Source organism: Amycolatopsis sp. NPDC051106 (genome assembly GCF_040682775.1).
Lineage (GTDB): Bacteria > Actinomycetota > Actinomycetes > Mycobacteriales > Pseudonocardiaceae > Amycolatopsis.
In genome coordinates this window covers 27867-44627 of sequence record NZ_JBFBBQ010000028.1, presented here as the reverse complement: position 1 = coordinate 44627, position 16761 = coordinate 27867, and the positions used below count along the sequence as shown (strand labels likewise).

Sequence of the window (16761 nt, the reverse complement as noted above, 5' to 3'; positions counted from 1 at the left end):
CTCCGAAACCACCGTCAGCGTTCGACCGACGGCGACACCAATTCGCTCGGTCCGCCGCCGGACTCCCCGGCCACCGCCGCCAGCTCCTCGCCCACCGACTCGCGGTCCTTCGGGCGAGCGTCCTTCGTCAGCAACGATGCCACCGCGCCGATCAGGCAGACCGCGATCGCGAAGCCGAACGCCACCGCCAGGCCCGACTGGAACGGGCCCGAGATCAGGTTCGGGAAGAAGCTGCGGCCCGTCAGGAACGACGCCTGGTCCGGGGGCAGCGCCGAGAGCTGGCCGCCCAGGAGCTGCTGGATCGGGTTGTACCCCAGGAACGCCGCGAACAGCACCGCCACCGCCGGCAGGTTCGCCACCTGCGTCGCCGCCGCGTCGGGGACGCCGTGCGCGAGCAGGCCCGCCTTCATCGTCGACGGGAGGCTGCTCGACAGGCCCGAGATGATCAGGCTGAAGAAGAAGCCGATCGACAGGACCATCGCCGCGTTCTGGAAGGTCGTCATCATGCCCGCGCCGGAGCCGCGCGAGTCCGCCGGGAGGCTGTTCATCACCTCGGCCCGGTTGGGCGAGGAGAACATGCCCATGCCGATGCCGTTGATCAGCAGGATCGCCGCGAACGCCCAGTAGTCGAAGTTCACCGGCAGGATGATCAGCAGCAGGAACGTCACGGCCGTGATGAACAGGCCGCTGGAGGCGAGCATGCGGCTGCCGATCCGGTCGGCGAGGATGCCCGACGTCGGCGCGGCCACCAGGAACCCGACCGTCATCGGGAGCATGTAGATGCCCGCCCACAACGGCGTCTGCTCGAACGTGTAGCCGTGCTGCGGGAGCCAGATGCCCTGCAGCCAGATGATCAGGATGAACTGCAGGCCACCACGGCCGAGCGACGCCGTCAGGTTGGCGACGTTGCCCCACGTGAACGACCGGATCCTGAACAGCGACAGGCGGAACAGCGGGTTGTCGACCTTGGTTTCGATGATCACGAACGCCACCAGCACCGCGACGCCGCCGATCAGGCAGCTCAGCACCATCGGGCTGGCCCAGCCGGTCTGCGAGGAGCCGTAGGGCTGGATGCCGTAGGTGATGCCGACGAGCACCGCGATCAGGCCGACGGCGAAGGTGATGTTGCCCCACCAGTCCATCCGCGCGTGCTTGCGGATGCCGGTGTCGTGCAGCTTGAGGTACGCCCAGATCGTGCCGATCACGCCGAAGGGCACCGACACCAGGAAGATCAGGTTCCAGTCGACCGGGGCGAGCACGCCGCCGACGACCAGGCCGAGGAACGAGCCCGCGATGGCCGCGACGCCGTTCATGCCGAGCGCGAGCCCGCGCTGGTTGGCCGGGAAGGCGTCGGTGAGGATCGCCGAGGAGTTCGCCATCAGGAAGGCGCCGCCGACGCCCTGCACGATCCGCCAGCCGATCAGCCACAGCGCGGCCGCGTCACCGCCGAACCAGGTGACGGCCAGCATGATCGAAGAAACGGTGAAGACGGCGAAGCCGAGGTTGTACATCCTCGCGCGGCCGTACATGTCGCCGAGCCTGCCGAAGCTCACCACCAGCACCGCGGTGACCACGAGGAAGCCCATGATCATCCACAGCAGGTAGCTGGTGTTGGCCGGTTCGAGGGGGTTGATGCCGATGCCCTTGAAGATGTCGGGCAGCGCGATCAGCACGATCGAGGAGTTGATCGTGGCGATCAGCATGCCCAGCGTCGTGTTGGACAGCGCGATCCACTTGTACCGCGGCCCCAGTTCCGCGATCGAATACGTCCGGCGTTCCGCCACTGTGCAACCCTTCTGCTCGCAAGTCCCTTAGCTAGGCTAAGCAACTTGCTTGCGTATGGCAACCAAGTTCCGGAATCGCCTGGGAGAGCATGATCACACTCGCTTGACTGTCCTTTGTGGATCCTTTACTTGTCGGCACGAGTACGGCCGTCAGCGCAGGAGTTTCCCCAGTACCGCGACCCCCTCGGCGATCTCCGTCGCCGTCCGGGCCGCGTAGCCCAGCACCATCCCCGGCCGCCCGGGCAGCTGCCGGTGCCACGACAGCGGCTGGACCTTCACCCCTTCCGCCAGCGCGGCCGCCGCCAGTGCGACGTCGTCCAGGTCCGAAGAGAACGTGATCGTCAGATGCAGCCCCGCCGCCGCGCCGTGGACCACCGCCGAAGGCAGGTCCGAGGCGAGGGAACGGATCATCGCGTCACGACGGCGGCGGTGCCGGGCCCGGACCACCCGCAGCTGCCGCTCGAGCTCGCCCGTCTCCATCAACCGGGCCAGGACCAGCTGTGCCAGCACCGGGTTGCCCAGGTCCGCGAACCGTTTCGCCGCCACCAGGTCGTCGCGGAACCGCGGTGGCGCCAGCAGCCAGCCGACGCGCAACGCCGGTGCCAGCAGCTTCGAAACGCTTCCCGTGTACCACACCTCCGGCAGCATCGACCGGACCGCGGGCACCGGCGCCCGGTCGTAGCGGTGCTCCGCGTCGTAGTCGTCCTCCACCACGATGCCGCCGTCGGCCGCCCAGCGCATCAGGTCGCGGCGGCGCTCGCCGCCGAGGACCACGCCCATCGGGAACTGGTGGGCCGGCGTCACCAGCACCGCCGGGGCGCGCAGGCCGTCGACGCGCAGGCCGTCGTCGTCCACCGGGACCGGCGGGGTCGCCAGGCCGCAGTGGTGCAGGTGCTGGCGCGCGCCCAGCGAACTCGGGTCCTCGACCGCGATCTCGTCGACGCCGTGCTGCCGCAGCACCTCCCCCACCAGCGTCAGCGCCTGCGCGACCCCGGCGACCACGATGATTTCGCCGGGGTCCACGCGGATGCCGCGGCTGCGCGCCAGCCAGTGCGACACCGCGAGCCGCATCGCCGGCGCCCCGCGGGGGTCGCCGTAGCCGAAGTGCGCCGGCTCCAGCTCGTCCAGCACCGCTCGTTCGGCCCGCAGCCACGCCGCGCGCGGGAACGCCGTCAGGTCCGGGACACCCGGTGTGAGGTCGATCCGGGCCGGGGCCGCGCGGACCGCGTCGAAGACCTCGGCGCCCGGCATCGGCGTGATCACCTTCGACGGCGGCCGGACGCGCGCGGGTTCGGGAGCGAGCACGGGCGCGGCCACCACCACCGTGCCGGCCCGGCCCCGGCCCACCGCGTGGCCGTCGTCGATCAGGCGCTGGTAGGCCTCGGTGACCACGCCCCGCGACACGCGCAGCTCGGCGGCCAGGACCCGGGACGCGGGCAGCCGGCCGCCGACCGGGAGCCGGCCGTCGGCGACGGCGGCGCGCAGCTGCCCGGCGAGCCAGTCCGCGAGCCCGCCCGGCGGCGCCTCGCGGACGTCGAGCTGGAGGAAGTCCGACCCTATGGACCCCTCCGGAAGCGGGCTTTTGGCTCTGTCCATCGGGCCATTGTCGCAGCAGGCTGGGCTCATGAACACCACCTACGTGCACGGATACACCGGACCCGAGGCCCGCCGCCTCGGCGACCAGGCCGACACCCTCGCCGCGCTGCTGCACGCCGGGACGGCCTACCCCGCCGGCAGCCGCGTGCTGGAGGTCGGCTGCGGCGTCGGCGCCCAGACCGTCCACCTCGCGGCCCGCAGCCCGGACGCGCACCTGACCGCGATCGACGTCTCGGAAGAGTCCCTCGGCCAAGCCCGCCGGCGAGTCCCGGGCGTCGAGTTCCGCCAGGCCGACCTCTTCGCCCTCGACGGCGAGTGGGACCACCTCTTCGTCTGCTTCGTGCTCGAACACCTGCCGGAGCCCGAGAAAGCGTTGACCCACCTGAAAACCCTGCTGCGGCCGGGCGGGACGATCACCGTCATCGAGGGCGACCACGGCTCGGCGTTCTTCCACCCGCGCAGCGAACACGCCCAAGCCGCGATCGACTGCCTCATTCGCCTGCAGGCCGACGCCGGCGGCGACGGGCTCCTCGGCCGGCGCCTCTACCCGCTTCTCGCCGACGCCGGTTTCGACGACGTCGCAGTCGAACCGCGGACGGTCTACGTCGACGCGTCGAAGCCGGACCTCGTCACCGGTTTCACCCGCGACACGTTCATCGCGATGGTCGAAGGCGTCGGCGAAACCGCCGTCGCACGGGGGCTGATCGACGAAGCCGGCTGGGCCCGCGGGATCGCCGACCTGCACCGCACCACCAGGGAATACGGGACCTTCCACTACGCGTTCTACAAGGCAACAGCCCTTCTCACTCCGGAAGGAGCGTCATGATCATCGCCGTTCTCGCCGCCCTCGTCCTGCTCGCCTGGGCTCTCGACCACGCCTACCGCCGCCGTCCGTACCCGCGCAACCGCTTGGCGGGCAGCACGAACGTCTTCGACCGGGACGTCCAGCGCCTCGAAGGCGACCTCGTCGCCGACGAACGCCACTACGCCAGGTCGGCCAGCCGGTCCCGGGCCCGGATCGCGCCGGGCACGCACTCCCCGGCGTAACAGGCCAGCGCGCGTTCCCAGTGTTCGCGCGCGGTCTCCGGCTCACCCAGTCCACTGTGGACTTCGCCGAGCCCGTAGTGGGCCTTTCCCTGCTCCGGGCGGCAGCCCGTTTCCTTCGCCACGGCAAGGGCTTCGCGGTGGTGGCCGAGCGCCTCCGCCGACGCGCCCCGGGCCGCCGCCAGCGCCCCCAGGCTGTTGAGCACCCGGGACTCCGCGCCCCGGTCGCCGCATTCGCGGGCCAGGCCCAGTGCCTCTTCGAGGTGCTGGGCCGCTTGCGTGTGCCGGCCCTGCGCGAGGCGGACGTCGCCGAGGTGCTTCAGCGCGAGGCTGCGGTTGGTCGGGCTGCCCGTCTCCTGCGCGATTTCGAGCGCCCGTTCGAGGTGCGCCGCGGCTTCCGCGTACCGGCCGCGCGCGTGCTCGATGTCGCCGAGGATGCCCAGCGCGTACCCCTCGCTCACCCACACGCCCATGGCGCGGAAGTGCTCCAGCCCTTGTTCCACGGCACGGACCGCTTCGTCGTGGCGGCCCAGCGCGGACAACGCGTCCCCGGTGTTGACCAGGGCGTAGCCCTCGCTCGTGCGGTCGGCGATGTCGCGGGCGAGGGCGCGGGCTTCTTCGAGGTAGCCGAGCGCTTCGCCGTAGCGGCCGATGCCGCGGCAGGAGCAGCCGAGCACCACCAGGACGAGGCCTTCGCTGGTGCGGTCGCCGGCCTTGCGGGCCAGGGACAGGGCTTCGGTCGAGTACGTGATCGCCTCGGTGAACCGGCCCAGCGCCCGGCAGACCAGGCCGAGGGTGTTGACGGCGTGGATTTCGGTGCGCTGGTCGCCGGTCTCGCGGGCGAGGACGAGCGCCTCCTCCAGGTACCGGCGTGCTTCCCGGGAGCGGCCGACGCGCCAGTGGCCGAGCGCGATCAGGATCAGCGGCTCGGCCTCGGCCGCCCGGTCGCCGGCGTCGTGGGCCAGCGCCGACGCGTGTGAGTGCAGCACCAGCGATTCTTCGTGGTAGCCACCGACGTCCAGGTAGTGCCACAGGATCCCGGACAGCAGCCGCAGGTGGTCGGCCCACCCGTGCCGCGTCGCGTGCGCCGCGACGGCCAGGAGGTTGCGGCGCTCGGCCTCCAGCCACGCCGGCGCGTCGATCACCTTGACGTCGGGGTCGGGCACGCGCGGGCGCAGGTGGCGTTCCTGCGGCAGGACGGCGTCCATGGCCTGCGCGGCCGACCGGACGTAGAAGTCGAACAGCCGCTCCTGCGCGTCGTGGCTCTCGGTCTCGTCCCGCGCCGCGAGCTCGGCGGCGTAGACGCGCAGCAGGTCGTGCTGCTGGAAGCGGTCGTCGCCGGTCTCCTGCGCGAGGTGGGCGCGGACCAGCGTGGCCGTCAGCCGTTCCGCCTCCGGCAGGGGGACGCCGGCGAGCGCGGCGATCGCGGCAGGGGTCAGGTCGCGGCCCGGGTGCAGGCCGCAGAGGCGGAACACGCGGGCGGCGTCGGCCGCCAAGTGCCGGTAGGACCAGGAGAAGACGGCGCGGACCGCGGTGAGCGGGTCGCCGCCGCCGTCGAGCAGGTCGAGCCGGCGGTGTTCGTCGGCGAGCTCGGCCGCGAGCTCGGCGAGCCGCTCGCCCGGCCGGCTCAGTGCCAGCTCCGCGACCAGCCGCAGCGCCAGCGGCAGCCGGGCCGAGTAGCCGATCAGCGCCTCGGCGGCGTCCGGCTCGTCGTCGACGCGCGTGCCGAGCAGCGTGCGCAGCAGGTCGAGGGCTTCGGCGTCGGTCAGCAGGTCGACGAGGACGCGGCGGGCGCCGTGCCGTGCGACCAGCCCGGGCAGCGCGTCGCGGCTGGTCACCAGGACCAGGCACGACGCCGAGCCGGGCAGCAGCGGGCGGACCTGCCCGACCGAGCCGGCGTTGTCCAGCAGCAGCACCATGCGACGGCCGGTGAGCGCGGTGCGGAACTTCGCGGCGCGCTCCTCCTGCTCGGCGGGGATGTCCGCGCCGTCGACGCCGAGGGCGCGCAGGAACCCGGACAGCGCGTCGCCCGGCTCGACCGGCCGGACCGTGCCGTAGCCGTGGAGGTCCAGGTAGAGCTGGCCGTCCGGGAATTCGCCGAGGGACCGCTGGGCCCAGTGGACGGCGAGGGCGGTCTTGCCGACGCCGCCGGTGCCGGACAGGACGGCGATGCGCGCGCCCGTGCCGCCGCCCGCCAGGAGGGCGTCGAGCTCGGCCAGCTGGCCGGTGCGGCCGCGGAAGCCGGCGACGTCCGCGGGCAGCTGCGCGGGGACGCGGGCCGGCGGTTCCGGGGCGGCGAAGTCCTGGCGCAGCACCTGCCGCTGGGCCGCGCGCAGCTCGGAGCCGGGTTCGATGCCCAGCTCGCCGTCCAGCCGCAGCCGGATCTCTTCGAACACCGCCAGCGCCGCGGCCTGCCGTCCGGACGCGGCGAGCACCTGCATCAGCCGGGCGTGCGCCAACTCGTTCAACGGCTCCTCGGCGATGAGCGCGCGCAGCCGGACCGCCGCGTCCTCGGGGTCCGCGGCCTCGGCGTACGCCATCACCGTCTTCGCGCGTTTCATCGCCAGGGCCAGCCGGGCGGGGTGCTGCCGGAGCCGTTCGACGTCGGCGAGGGCCGGGCCGCGCCAGAGCTCCAGGGCCTCGTGGTGAGCACTCTCTTCCAGGCACGCCTCGAAGCGCAGGAGATCGAGGTCGTCCTCGCCGGCGGTCAGCCGGTAGCCGCCCTTGTCGGTCGCGATGACGTCGGCGGGCCGCAGCGCGCGCCGCAGCCGCGCGACGTAGGTGTGGAGCAGCTCGAGGCAGGACGGCGGCGGCTCGTCCCAGATGACGTCGACGAGGTCCTCGCGCCGGACCGTGCGGTTCGGCTGCAACGCCAGCATCGCGAGAAGCAGGCGCTGCTTTTCGGCGCCGATCTCGACCGGGGACTCTCCGCGCCAGACGGTGAGCGGCCCGAGGACGCCGATCCGCACCCGCTCCGGAGGTGCTTCGGCAAGCGCTTCCCGCAGCCGACGTTCCGTCTCCGGCCGGGGCCGGCGGACACTGCCGAGCTCGGCGTTGCGCACCGCGCGCTGGCTCAAGCCGGCGCGCTCGGCCAGCTGGGCCTGGGTGAGGCCGGCGCGCACACGCCGTTCCCGCAGCCACCGGGCGAACGGCAGGCCTTCGTCCACAGGCGTCCTCTCCCCGCGTGCCCCGCAGCGGAACGTACCCCTCCAGCATTCCGATCGTGCCGCTATACCTGTACCACCGAACGGCGAAGATAACCGTTTCCGCAGGTACCGAGGGTGACGGCGGCGGAGGCGGCGAGTACAGGCGTACGTCCACCGCGGTTTCCTAGGCTGTGCGGGTCCGGTGGTGACGAGGGGTTCGGAGCAGCCGTCGCGTGGGGTACGACGGCTGCACCCGAACCTTCAGACGCCGAAGCGTTCCAACAGGGCGCGGATGGCGGCTGGGTCCTCGACATGGGCGTTGTGCCCGAGACCGGCGAGCGTGACCGCGTCCGGGTCCAGCGCACGCAGCTGCTCCGGGCGGCACATCGGGTCGTGCTCGCCCGCCGCCAGCACGACCGGGCACCGCGCCGCGGCGAGCAGCGCCGGCATGTCCGGCGCGCCGACGCCGAACGCGGCCGGGTCCATCGCGAGACGCCAACCTCCCTCGGTCTCGCGAAGCCCGGCCGGGTCCGCGGGTGCGATGCCGAGCAGCCCGGACACCTTCAGGTACGCCTGGTCGGCTTCGGCCTGCGTCTCGAACACCCGGGGCGGCCGCGCCGCGAAGCTCGCCGCGCGACCCAGGTCCTCCTGGCTCCACTCCACCTTCACACCCAGCGCGAGCACGCCGGCGACCTCGACGTCGTACTTGCCGGACGCGAGTTCGAGCGCGAGCACCCCGCCGAGCGAGTGCCCGGCGACGACCAGCGGGCCTTTCCCGGGCAGCGCCCGCGCGACGGCCGTCGTCAGCGTCTCGAAGCTGTAGTGCGGCAGCGGCGCGGACGGGCCGTGGCCGGGCAGGTCGGGAACCAGGACGCGCCGCGGCACCTGGCCGGTCAGGTGGGCCCACACCGCGCCGGTCGCCCCGAGGCCGTGCAGGAACAGGATGGCCGGTTCGCCCTCGCCGCCGGTGCGCATGTTGAGCGTGTCCATCGGAGCAGCCTGCCAAAGTGTCGGTGGGCGCGGCTAGGCGCTGTCCGGTGAGTCTGCTCGATGGGCTTCGTGATCCAGGTGGTTCCTGGCGGTGCGGGCGGGGCGCCCTCGTACTGGGCCGTACTCGGGCGATCCGCCCGTGCCGCCAGGGGCCGCCTGGGCGCGAAGACCGCGAGCTTGACTCGCCGGACAGCGGCTAGGGTCGGTTCGTGGGGATCACCGATCCGGACACCTATGTGCGCGGCGTCCCGTACGACGAGCTGGCGCGGCTTCGGCGCGCGTCGCCGGTGGTGCGCGTCGACGACTTCTGGGCCGTGCTGCGGCACGCCGACGTGCGGCGCGTCCTGCGTGATCCCGCCCTCTTCTCCTCGCAGCTCGGCGGGACGCAGATCCGCGACCCCGCGACGTCGTCGGACCTCGCCTACGTGCGCCGGATGATGCTCAACATGGACCCGCCGGAGCACGGGCGGCTGCGCGGGCTGCTTACGCGGGCGTTCACGCCCCGCGCGATCGCGAAGCTGACCGAGCGGATCGAGACGTCGGCGCGGGACCTCGTCGCGGCCGTCGCCGGGCGGGGCGAGTGCGACTTCGCCAAGGTCGCCGCCGACCTGCCGCTGCTCACCCTCGCCGCGGTGTTCGGCGTGCCGGAGCAGGACCGGCGGCTGATGTACGACTGGAGCAACCGGGTCATCGGGTACCAGGACGCCGAGTACGCGGTCAGCTCGACCGTCTCCGCTTCGGAGGTCACCGACCTCGCACGGGCCGCGCTCGCCGTCCGCCCGTCGCCGGGTCCGGACGGGTCGATGCCGGACCCGCGCACCCGCGCCGGCATGCCGGACCTCTACGCCTACGCGAACGCGCTCGGCGAGTACAAGCGCGAGCACCCGGGCGACGACGTCATGAGCAACCTGATGCGGCACGTCGGCGACGACGGCGGACGCGTCTCGCTCGCCGAGTTCGAGAACCTCTTCTGGCTGTTTTCCGTGGCGGGCAACGAAACGCTGCGCAACGGCCTGCCCGGCGGGATGCTGGCGCTGCTCTCGCACCCCGGGCAGTACCGGCGGCTGCTGGCCGACCGCTCACTGCTGCCGTCCGCGGTCGAAGAGATGCTCCGCTGGTGGACGCCGGTCATGAACTTCCGGCGCACGGCGACCGCGGACACCCGGCTGTCCGATGTGGACATCCGGGCCGGGGACAAGGTGGTGGTCTGGTTCTCGGCGGCCAACCGCGACGAGAGCGTGTTCGCCGACCCGGACGCGTTCGACATCGGCCGCACGCCGAACGACCACCTGACCTTCGGCCACGGCCCGCACTTCTGCCTCGGCGCGCACCTCGCCCGGGTCCAGCTGCGGGCGATGTTCGGCGCGGTGCTGGACCTGCTGGGCGAAGTGACGCTCGCCGGCGAACCCGTGCGGCTGCGGTCGACCTTCCAGAACGGCCTGAAGTCGCTGCCGATCCGGTGGGCGCGCTGATGGAGATCCGCGAGCTGCGGGCGTTCGTCGCGGTCGTCGAGGCGGGCGTCATGTCGAAGGCGGCGCGGCAGCTGCACATCAGCCAGCCGGCGCTGTCCCAGACGATCACCGCGCTCGAACGCCGCCTCGGCGTCCAGCTGCTGGTCCGCACCAGCACCGGCGTCCAGGCGACCGACGCCGGCACGACGCTGCTGGGCGAGGCCCGCGCGGTGCTGGCCCGCCACGACCAGGCCGTCGCCGCCATGGCGCGGCACACGAAGACCGGCGGTGGCGTGCTGCGCGTCGGCGTCCCCCTCGAGCTGCCGCCCGAGCTGCTGCCCGCGGCCCTCGCGCGGCTCGCGGAGGCCTTCCCGGACACGCGGGTGCAGGCCCGCCACCTGTCGTCGGTGGCCCAGGTGGCCGCGCTGCGGGCGGGCGAGCTGGACGTCGGCCTCGTGCGCGAACGCCCGGCCGGGCCGGACCTCGACGCGCAGCTCGTCGTCTCGGAGAACGTGGGCGTCCTGCTCGCGGCGGACCTCGCGGAGAAGCTGGCGGGGCCGGACGGAGTGCGCCTGGAGAGCCTGGCCGGTCTCGACTGGTTCGCCTTCGCCCGCGCGGGCAGCCCGGCGTGGTACGACGAGCTGGCGGCGACGCTGCGCAGTCACGGCCTCGACGTCGGGCCGGAAGTGCCCGAGGAGCAGCGGCTGATCGTCGAGCTCAAGATCCCGGCGGTCAGCGCGGGCGGGGCGTACGCCTTCGCGCCGCCCGACTGGCCGTACCCGATGCCGGACACGGTCCGGTGGCTGCCGCTGGCCGGGAACCCGATCGTGCGGCGGACCTGGGCCGTGTGGCCGGCGACGTCGCACCGCCGCGACCTCGCGGAGTTCGTCGCCGCGCTGGAAGACCATCAGCGCGGCCGATCGCGGGCATAAGCAGCGCCGAACGCCCATCCGGAAGTCCGGCCCGGTGCTCGTCCTTGAACCTCATGACCGGGGAAACACCCCGGCCGCGAGGAGTTGAGTGATGACTGAAGGACTGTCCGGGACCACAGCGCTGGTGACCGGCGGAACGAGCGGGATCGGGCGGGCGACGGCGGTCGCGCTGGCCGGGCTCGGCGCCCACGTCGTGCTGTCCGGCCGGGACGAGGCGCGCGGGGCGGAGGTCGTCTCGCGCATCCGGGAGGCGGGCGGGAAGGCCGACTTCGTCGCGGCCGACCTGACGGACGCGGCGTCGGCGCGCGCCTTGGCCGCACGGGCCCGTGAGGTGGGCGGGCACGTCGGCGTGCTGGTGAACAACGCCGGCATCTTCCCCACCGGGCCCACTTCGGACACGGCTGAAGCCGACTTCGACCGCGTCTACGAGACGAACGTGAAGGTGCCGTTCTTCCTCACCGCCGAGCTGGCGCCCGAGATGGCCGCCCGCGGCCGCGGCGCGATCGTCAACGTGTCCACGATGGTCGCGACGCGGGGCATGGCGGGCATGGCGCTCTACGGCTCGTCGAAGGCGGCGGTCGAGCTGATGACCAAGGCGTGGGCGGCGGAGTTCGGCCCGTCCGGCGTGCGCGTCAACGCGGTCAGCCCCGGCCCGACCCGCACCGAGGGAACGGCGGTGTTCGGCGACGGCCTGGACGAGCTGGCCTCGGCGGGCCCGGCCGGCCGGGTGGCCGCCCCCGAGGAGATCGCGGCGGCGATCGCGTTCCTGGTGACCGACGAGTCGAGCTTCGTCCAGGGCGCGATCCTCCCGGTGGACGGCGGACGTCTGGCGGTCTGAGTCCCGTCGGGACGGCGTCACCGCAGGAAGGTGACGCCGTCCTGGGGCCGCTCGTCCACGGTCAGCGCGAAGACGTCCGGCCGCGCGTAGTGCCCGGAGACGTCGAGGCTCTTGCGGGCCGCGACGATCTCCTCCAGGTCGATCTCCGCCGTGATCAGGCCTTCGCCGTCCCGCAGCGGGCCCGCCAGCACGTCGCCCAGCGGGCCGACGATCACGCTCCCGCCGCGGAACGGGTCGTCGCCCTCACTTTCGTACGGGCAGGCCGAGATCACGAAACACCGGCCCTCGTCGGCGATGTGGCGCATCGACGCCTGCCAGACGTCGCGGTCGTCCGCCGTCGGCGCGCACCAGATCTCGACGCCCTTCGCGTACATCGCCGCGCGCAGCAGCGGCAGGTGGTTCTCCCAGCAGATCGCCGCCCCCGCCAGGCCTGCCGCCGTCGGCACCGCCGGGAGCGTCGAGCCGTCGCCGCGGCCCCAGAAGAGCCGCTCCCGCTCGGTCGGGACCAGCTTCCGGTGCTTCGCGACCAGCCCGAGATGGGGATCGAGGAACACCGCCGTGCTGTACAGCGTCGAGCCGTCCCGCTCGATCACGCCCACGACCAGGCTCGCGCCCGTGCGCGCCGCGAGGCCGGCCAGCGCGGTCGTCTCGGGACCCGGCACCGAGATCGATGCTCGGAAGTAGCCGACGAACGGCTCCCGGCCCGGGTACCCGCCGAGCACGGCTTCGGGGAGCACCACCAGGGAGGCACCGCGGATCTCTTCTTCGAACTCCAGGATCCGCTCGAGGGAGACGCCCGTCCCGAGCTGGAGCGCGGCGACGACGGTCATCCGCGGACGGGCTCGCGCTTCGGCGGCCACGGCACCACCGCGGACACCCGGCGCTGGTAGTCCGCGTACTCCGGGTACCGCGACTTCGTGATGCTCTCGGTGAACTTCGTCGAGCCGACGAACAGCAAGGTGAGCAGCACCGCACCGATGACCGTCCACTGCAGACCGCCGGCGACGACGCCGAACGCCGCGACCGCCCACCACTGCGCCTGCTCGAAGAAGAAGTTCGGGTGCCGCGAATAGCGGAACAGCCCGTCCTGGAGGAACCGCGTCGACGCGCGGCCCGCGTGCTTCTCCCGGTGGAACACCCACTGCTGCTGGTCCGCGACCGTCTCCCCGAGCAGGAACCCGGCGAAGATCACCGCGACGACGACGTCCGCCACCCCGAACGAGCCCTGGTGCTCCAGCGCCGTCAGCGCGGGCAACGTGATCAGCAGCAGGATCGCGTTCTGGTAGAGCGAGATGAAGAAGAAGTTGAACACCTGGAACTGCCACGGCGCCATCCGCTCGCGCAGCACCGCCCACCGGTAGTCCTCGCCGCCGCGGGCGTAACCACCCTTCCGGGCGAAGTTGAACGTCAGCCGGATCCCCCACAGGGTGACCAGGGCGAACATCACGTCCAGGCGCGCGTCGGCGAACCCCGCCGCGCCGGCGAAGATCGCCAGGTACGCGACCGGCACGATCGACCAGATCCGGTCGACCCAGGAGTATTCCCTGGTCAGCACCGATGTCACCCAGGTGCCGAGCGTCACTCCGGCGAAGACGTACAGGCAGACCCGCAGCGCGTCCATCCGCCCACAATAGGACCTAGGATCGATCCCATGAACCTGCCGCTGCGGGACCGGAAGATCGACGTGTTCTTCGCGGTGCTGTTCTCGGCCTTCACGGTGACGTCGCTGATCAGCGACCTGCTGCCGACCGTCGGCGTCGACTTCTCGAAGCCGTCGGGCAACTTCTTCGTGAACTCGAACTACTGGTACGCCCACGACGCCGACCCGCTGTTCATGCACCCGCCGGACTGGATGCGGATCGTCACCGGGCTCTCGGCGTTCGTCTACATGCCGTTCTACGTCGTGCTCGTCTTCGCGCTGCTGACGGGCCGCAACTGGATCCAGCTGCCGTCGGTCATCTACGCGACGATGATCGTCACGCTGACCGGGATCGTCGTGTTCGGCGTCGAGTTCTTCGGCGACCCGGCCACCCGCACCGGCAACCCGGCGAAGTTCCTCGCGTTCAACCTGCCCTACGTCCTGGTGCCGCTCCTGCTGCTGGTCCGGATGCGCAAGCCACTCCCGTTCACCCGCCGTTTCTGACCGGAGGCGCCGTGCCGTACTCGTTCCTCAGCCACCTCGAATGCTCCCGGACCGGCGAGCGCCTCGACGCCGACGCGGTCCAGGGTCTCTCGGCGTCGGGCGCGCCGCTGCTGGCGCGGTACGACCTCGACGGCGTCCGCGAAGCCGTGACGCCGAAGGAGATCGCGGGCCGCGAGCCGACGCTCTGGCGCTACCACGAGGTGCTGCCGGTGCGCTCGCCCGAGCACGTGGTGAGCCTGGGCGAGGGCATGACGCCGTTGCTGCGCCTGCCGCGGTACGGCCGTGAGCTGGGGCTTTCGCGGCTGTGGATGAAGGACGAAGGCCTGGTCCCGACCGGCACGTTCAAGGCACGGGGCGCCGCGGTCGGGGTGTCCCGGGCGGCCGAACTGGACGTGGGCGGGATCGCGATGCCGACGAACGGCAACGCGGGCGCGGCTTGGGCGTTGTACGCGGCGCGCGCGGGCATGACGAGCCTGGTCGCGATGCCCGACGACGCTCCGGCGATCACCATGCGCGAGTGCGTCGCCGCCGGGGCCGAGCTGTACCGGGTGGACGGTCTGATCGGCGACGCGGGAAAGCTCGTGGCGGCGGCGGTTCAGCGCCGTCCGGGGGTGCAGGACGTCTCGACGTTGAAAGAGCCGTACCGCATCGAGGGCAAGAAGACGATGGGGTACGAGATCGCCGAGCAGTTCGGCTGGCGGCTGCCCGACGTCATCCTCTACCCGACCGGCGGCGGGGTCGGGATCATCGGGATCTACAAGGCGCTGCTGGAAATGCGCGAGCTGGGCTGGGTTTCCGGGCCGCTGCCGCGGCTGGTGGCGGTGCAGGCGACCGGGTGCGCGCCGATCGTGGAGGCGTTCTCGCGCGGCGACCGGGAAAGTACTTTCTTCCCCGACGCCCGGACGGTCGCGTTCGGCATCACCGTCCCCAAGGCGCTGGGCGACTTCCTGGTGCTCGACGCGGTGTACGCGACCGACGGCACCGCGGTCGCCGTCACGGACGAGGAACTGCTTGCGGCGCAACGGGAGCTGACCACTTACGAGGGAACGTTCGTCTGCCCGGAGGGCGGGGCGTGCTTCGCCGCTCTTCGCCACCTTCGCGAGTCAGGGTGGCTTTCCGGCGACGAGGACGTCGTGGTCTTGAACACCGGCGCCGGGATCAAGTACCCGGAGACGGTGCCGCTCGACGTCCCGCTGCTTCCCCGGGACGGTCGCATTCCCTAGAGGACCGAGCGGACCGTTCCGGGGTCGCGGGCGACGACCGTCGTGCCGTCGTCGGCCGTGATGATCGGGCGCTGGATCAGCTTCGGGTGTGCGGCCAGGGCCTCGATCCACTTCGGCCGGTCCGCGTCGGTGCGGCCCCACGCCTTGAGGCCGAGTTCCTTCGCGATCGGCTCCGCGGTGCGCGTGATGTCCCACGGCTCGAGGCCGAGGCGCTTCAGCACGGCTTCGAGCTCCGCCGCGGTCGGCGGGTCCTCGAGGTAGCGGCGCACGGTGTACTGCGCGCCGGCTTCGTCCAACAGCGACACGGCGGACCGGCACTTCGAGCACGCCGGGTTGACCCAGATCTCCACGGCGGCAGCTTACCGCGCTGGTTTTGGAGCACGTGTTCTGTTACGGTCGCGGCATGCCCCGCCCCCGCGTCCACGACCTCGACGCGCTGCTCGACGTCGCCGAGCGGCTGGTCGCGTCGTCGGGGGAGGTCACCGTGCGTGGCCTGGCGGCGGCCGCGGGGGTGCCGAACGGGACGATCTACCACGCGTTCGGCTCGCTCAGCGCGCTACTGGCCCGGGTCTGGCTGCGTGCGGCGACCGCGTTCCTCGACCTGCAGACCACACGGGTGGACTCCGCTTCCTCCCCGGTGGAGGCCGTCGTCGCGGCGGCCGACACGCCCGCGGTGTTCGCTTCGCTGCGTCCGGACGGGGCCCGGATGCTGCTGCGCGTCAAGGCGGACCGGCTGTTCGGGCCGGATCTGCCCGACGAGCTCGCGGACGCCCTGCACGCACTGGACAAACGCCTGGTCGCGCTGCTCGTGCGGCTGGCGCGGCAGGTGTGGGACCGCGGCGACGGCCTGGCCGTCGAGGTGATCACCACCTGCGTCGTCGACCTGCCGACCGCGTTCTTCCGGCGCGACATCACCGACCCCCTGGTGCGGGAGAGGCTGGCCGCCGCCGTGCGCGCCGTGCTGACCGTGCCCCCTCGAGAGAAGGACCGATAGTGACCGTTTTGCACTTGGGCGACGACGAAAACCGGTTCTCGCCGGAGTGGCTGCAGCGCGTCCATTCCACTTTGGACGAAGTGGCCGACGTGCTGGTGACCACCGGCGGCGGCAAGTTCTATTCGAACGGCCTCGACCTCGAGTGGCTGATGGCCAACGCGGACAAGGCAGCGGAGTACGTCGCCGAGGTCCAGGAGCTGTTCGCGCGCGTGCTGACGCTCCCGGTCCCGACGGTCGCGGCGATCAACGGCCACGCGTTCGGCGCGGGCGCGATGCTGGCGATGGCGCACGACTTCCGCGTGATGCGCTCGGACCGGGGGTATTTCTGCTTCCCGGAGGCCGACATCAACATCCCGTTCACACCGGGGATGGCGGCCCTGATCCAGGGGAAGCTGACGCCGGCGGCGGCAGTCGCGTCGATGACGACGGGACGCCGTTTCGGTGGCGCGGACGCTTTGTCTTTCGGCCTGGTGGACGAGATCGCGGCCGAGGGCGACGTGGTGAGGGTGGCTTCCGAGCGGGTCTCGGCGTTGGCGGGCAAGGACCGCGGCACGCTGGGCGCGATCAAGGCGACGATGTTCGCCCCCGCGGTGACGGCGTTGCGTACGCCGGCTTAGCGC

The 16761-nt window shown here is 72.2% G+C and carries 16 protein-coding genes; 9 read left to right on the top strand and 7 right to left on the bottom strand.

Features of this window, described 5'->3' with window-relative positions; all coding sequences use genetic code 11:
* Positions 1 to 14 precede the first annotated feature (14 nt).
* Positions 15 to 1784 carry an MFS transporter gene (locus tag AB0M83_RS21905; RefSeq protein ID WP_364519727.1) on the bottom strand — a complete coding sequence of 590 codons (1770 nt, stop codon included), beginning with the start codon at positions 1782 to 1784 and terminating at the stop codon, positions 15 to 17.
* Between the two features lie 150 nt (positions 1785 to 1934).
* On the bottom strand, positions 1935 to 3380 hold the full coding sequence (locus AB0M83_RS21900; RefSeq protein ID WP_364519725.1) for a PLP-dependent aminotransferase family protein: 1446 nt from the start codon (positions 3378 to 3380) through the stop codon (positions 1935 to 1937).
* A gap of 28 nt (positions 3381 to 3408) precedes the next feature.
* Between AB0M83_RS21900 and AB0M83_RS21895 the strand changes: the two genes are divergently transcribed.
* Both AB0M83_RS21895 and AB0M83_RS21890 read left to right on the top strand, forming a co-directional pair.
* Positions 3409 to 4206 carry an L-histidine N(alpha)-methyltransferase gene (locus tag AB0M83_RS21895; protein ID WP_364519723.1) on the top strand — a complete coding sequence of 266 codons (798 nt, stop codon included), beginning with the start codon at positions 3409 to 3411 and terminating at the stop codon, positions 4204 to 4206.
* The gene (locus AB0M83_RS21890) at positions 4203 to 4427 is read left to right on the top strand and encodes a hypothetical protein (protein ID WP_364519721.1); all 225 of its coding nucleotides are present in this window, start codon (positions 4203 to 4205) and stop codon (positions 4425 to 4427) included. Before AB0M83_RS21895 ends, AB0M83_RS21890 begins: the two co-directional genes overlap by 4 nt.
* Here the strand turns inward: AB0M83_RS21890 and AB0M83_RS21885 are convergent.
* Together AB0M83_RS21885 and AB0M83_RS21880 are read right to left on the bottom strand one after the other, a co-directional pair.
* Entirely contained in the window at positions 4364 to 7591 is a 3228-nt protein-coding gene (locus AB0M83_RS21885) for a tetratricopeptide repeat protein (RefSeq protein WP_364519720.1), read from the bottom strand. The two genes, AB0M83_RS21890 and AB0M83_RS21885, sit on opposite strands and share 64 nt — an antisense overlap.
* A 240-nt stretch (positions 7592 to 7831) precedes the next feature.
* Positions 7832 to 8560: an alpha/beta hydrolase gene (locus tag AB0M83_RS21880; protein WP_364519718.1), complete on the bottom strand. Its 729-nt coding sequence runs from the start codon at positions 8558 to 8560 to the stop codon at positions 7832 to 7834.
* Between the two features lie 209 nt (positions 8561 to 8769).
* Here AB0M83_RS21880 and AB0M83_RS21875 point away from each other — a divergent pair, with 209 nt between their 5' ends.
* The 3 genes from AB0M83_RS21875 (at position 8770) to AB0M83_RS21865 (ending at position 11781) form a co-directional block, all read left to right on the top strand.
* A complete protein-coding gene (locus AB0M83_RS21875) occupies positions 8770 to 10032 on the top strand; it encodes a cytochrome P450 (RefSeq protein ID WP_364519716.1) in 1263 nt (420 codons plus the stop codon).
* Positions 10032 to 10943 carry a LysR substrate-binding domain-containing protein gene (locus AB0M83_RS21870; RefSeq protein ID WP_364519714.1) on the top strand — a complete coding sequence of 304 codons (912 nt, stop codon included), beginning with the start codon at positions 10032 to 10034 and terminating at the stop codon, positions 10941 to 10943. Before AB0M83_RS21875 ends, AB0M83_RS21870 begins: the two co-directional genes overlap by 1 nt.
* A gap of 91 nt (positions 10944 to 11034) precedes the next feature.
* The gene (locus tag AB0M83_RS21865; protein WP_364519712.1) at positions 11035 to 11781 is read left to right on the top strand and encodes an SDR family oxidoreductase; all 747 of its coding nucleotides are present in this window, start codon (positions 11035 to 11037) and stop codon (positions 11779 to 11781) included.
* Between the two features lie 17 nt (positions 11782 to 11798).
* Here AB0M83_RS21865 and AB0M83_RS21860 read toward each other — a convergent pair whose 3' ends face one another.
* The gene (locus AB0M83_RS21860) at positions 11799 to 12641 is read right to left on the bottom strand and encodes a carbon-nitrogen hydrolase family protein (RefSeq protein WP_364519710.1); all 843 of its coding nucleotides are present in this window, start codon (positions 12639 to 12641) and stop codon (positions 11799 to 11801) included.
* The gene (locus tag AB0M83_RS21855) at positions 12608 to 13402 is read right to left on the bottom strand and encodes a DUF1295 domain-containing protein (protein WP_364519708.1); all 795 of its coding nucleotides are present in this window, start codon (positions 13400 to 13402) and stop codon (positions 12608 to 12610) included. The genes AB0M83_RS21860 and AB0M83_RS21855 overlap by 34 nt, the downstream gene beginning before the upstream one ends.
* 30 nt (positions 13403 to 13432) lie before the next feature.
* Here AB0M83_RS21855 and AB0M83_RS21850 point away from each other — a divergent pair, with 30 nt between their 5' ends.
* Complete coding sequence (locus AB0M83_RS21850; RefSeq protein WP_364519706.1) at positions 13433 to 13924, top strand: emopamil-binding family protein; 492 nt, start codon at positions 13433 to 13435, stop codon at positions 13922 to 13924.
* Between the two features lie 11 nt (positions 13925 to 13935).
* On the top strand, positions 13936 to 15147 hold the full coding sequence (locus tag AB0M83_RS21845) for a threonine synthase (protein WP_364519704.1): 1212 nt from the start codon (positions 13936 to 13938) through the stop codon (positions 15145 to 15147).
* Here the strand turns inward: AB0M83_RS21845 and AB0M83_RS21840 are convergent.
* Positions 15144 to 15497 (bottom strand): arsenate reductase family protein, encoded by a 354-nt coding sequence (locus tag AB0M83_RS21840; protein WP_364519703.1) that lies wholly within the window; start codon positions 15495 to 15497, stop codon positions 15144 to 15146. The two genes, AB0M83_RS21845 and AB0M83_RS21840, sit on opposite strands and share 4 nt — an antisense overlap.
* A gap of 53 nt (positions 15498 to 15550) precedes the next feature.
* Between AB0M83_RS21840 and AB0M83_RS21835 the strand changes: the two genes are divergently transcribed.
* Positions 15551 to 16141, top strand: a complete 591-nt coding sequence (locus AB0M83_RS21835) for a TetR/AcrR family transcriptional regulator (RefSeq protein ID WP_364519701.1) — start codon at positions 15551 to 15553, stop codon at positions 16139 to 16141.
* Positions 16141 to 16758: an enoyl-CoA hydratase/isomerase family protein gene (locus AB0M83_RS21830; RefSeq protein WP_364519699.1), complete on the top strand. Its 618-nt coding sequence runs from the start codon at positions 16141 to 16143 to the stop codon at positions 16756 to 16758. The genes AB0M83_RS21835 and AB0M83_RS21830 overlap by 1 nt, the downstream gene beginning before the upstream one ends.
* The last annotated feature ends 3 nt before the right edge of the window (positions 16759 to 16761 follow it).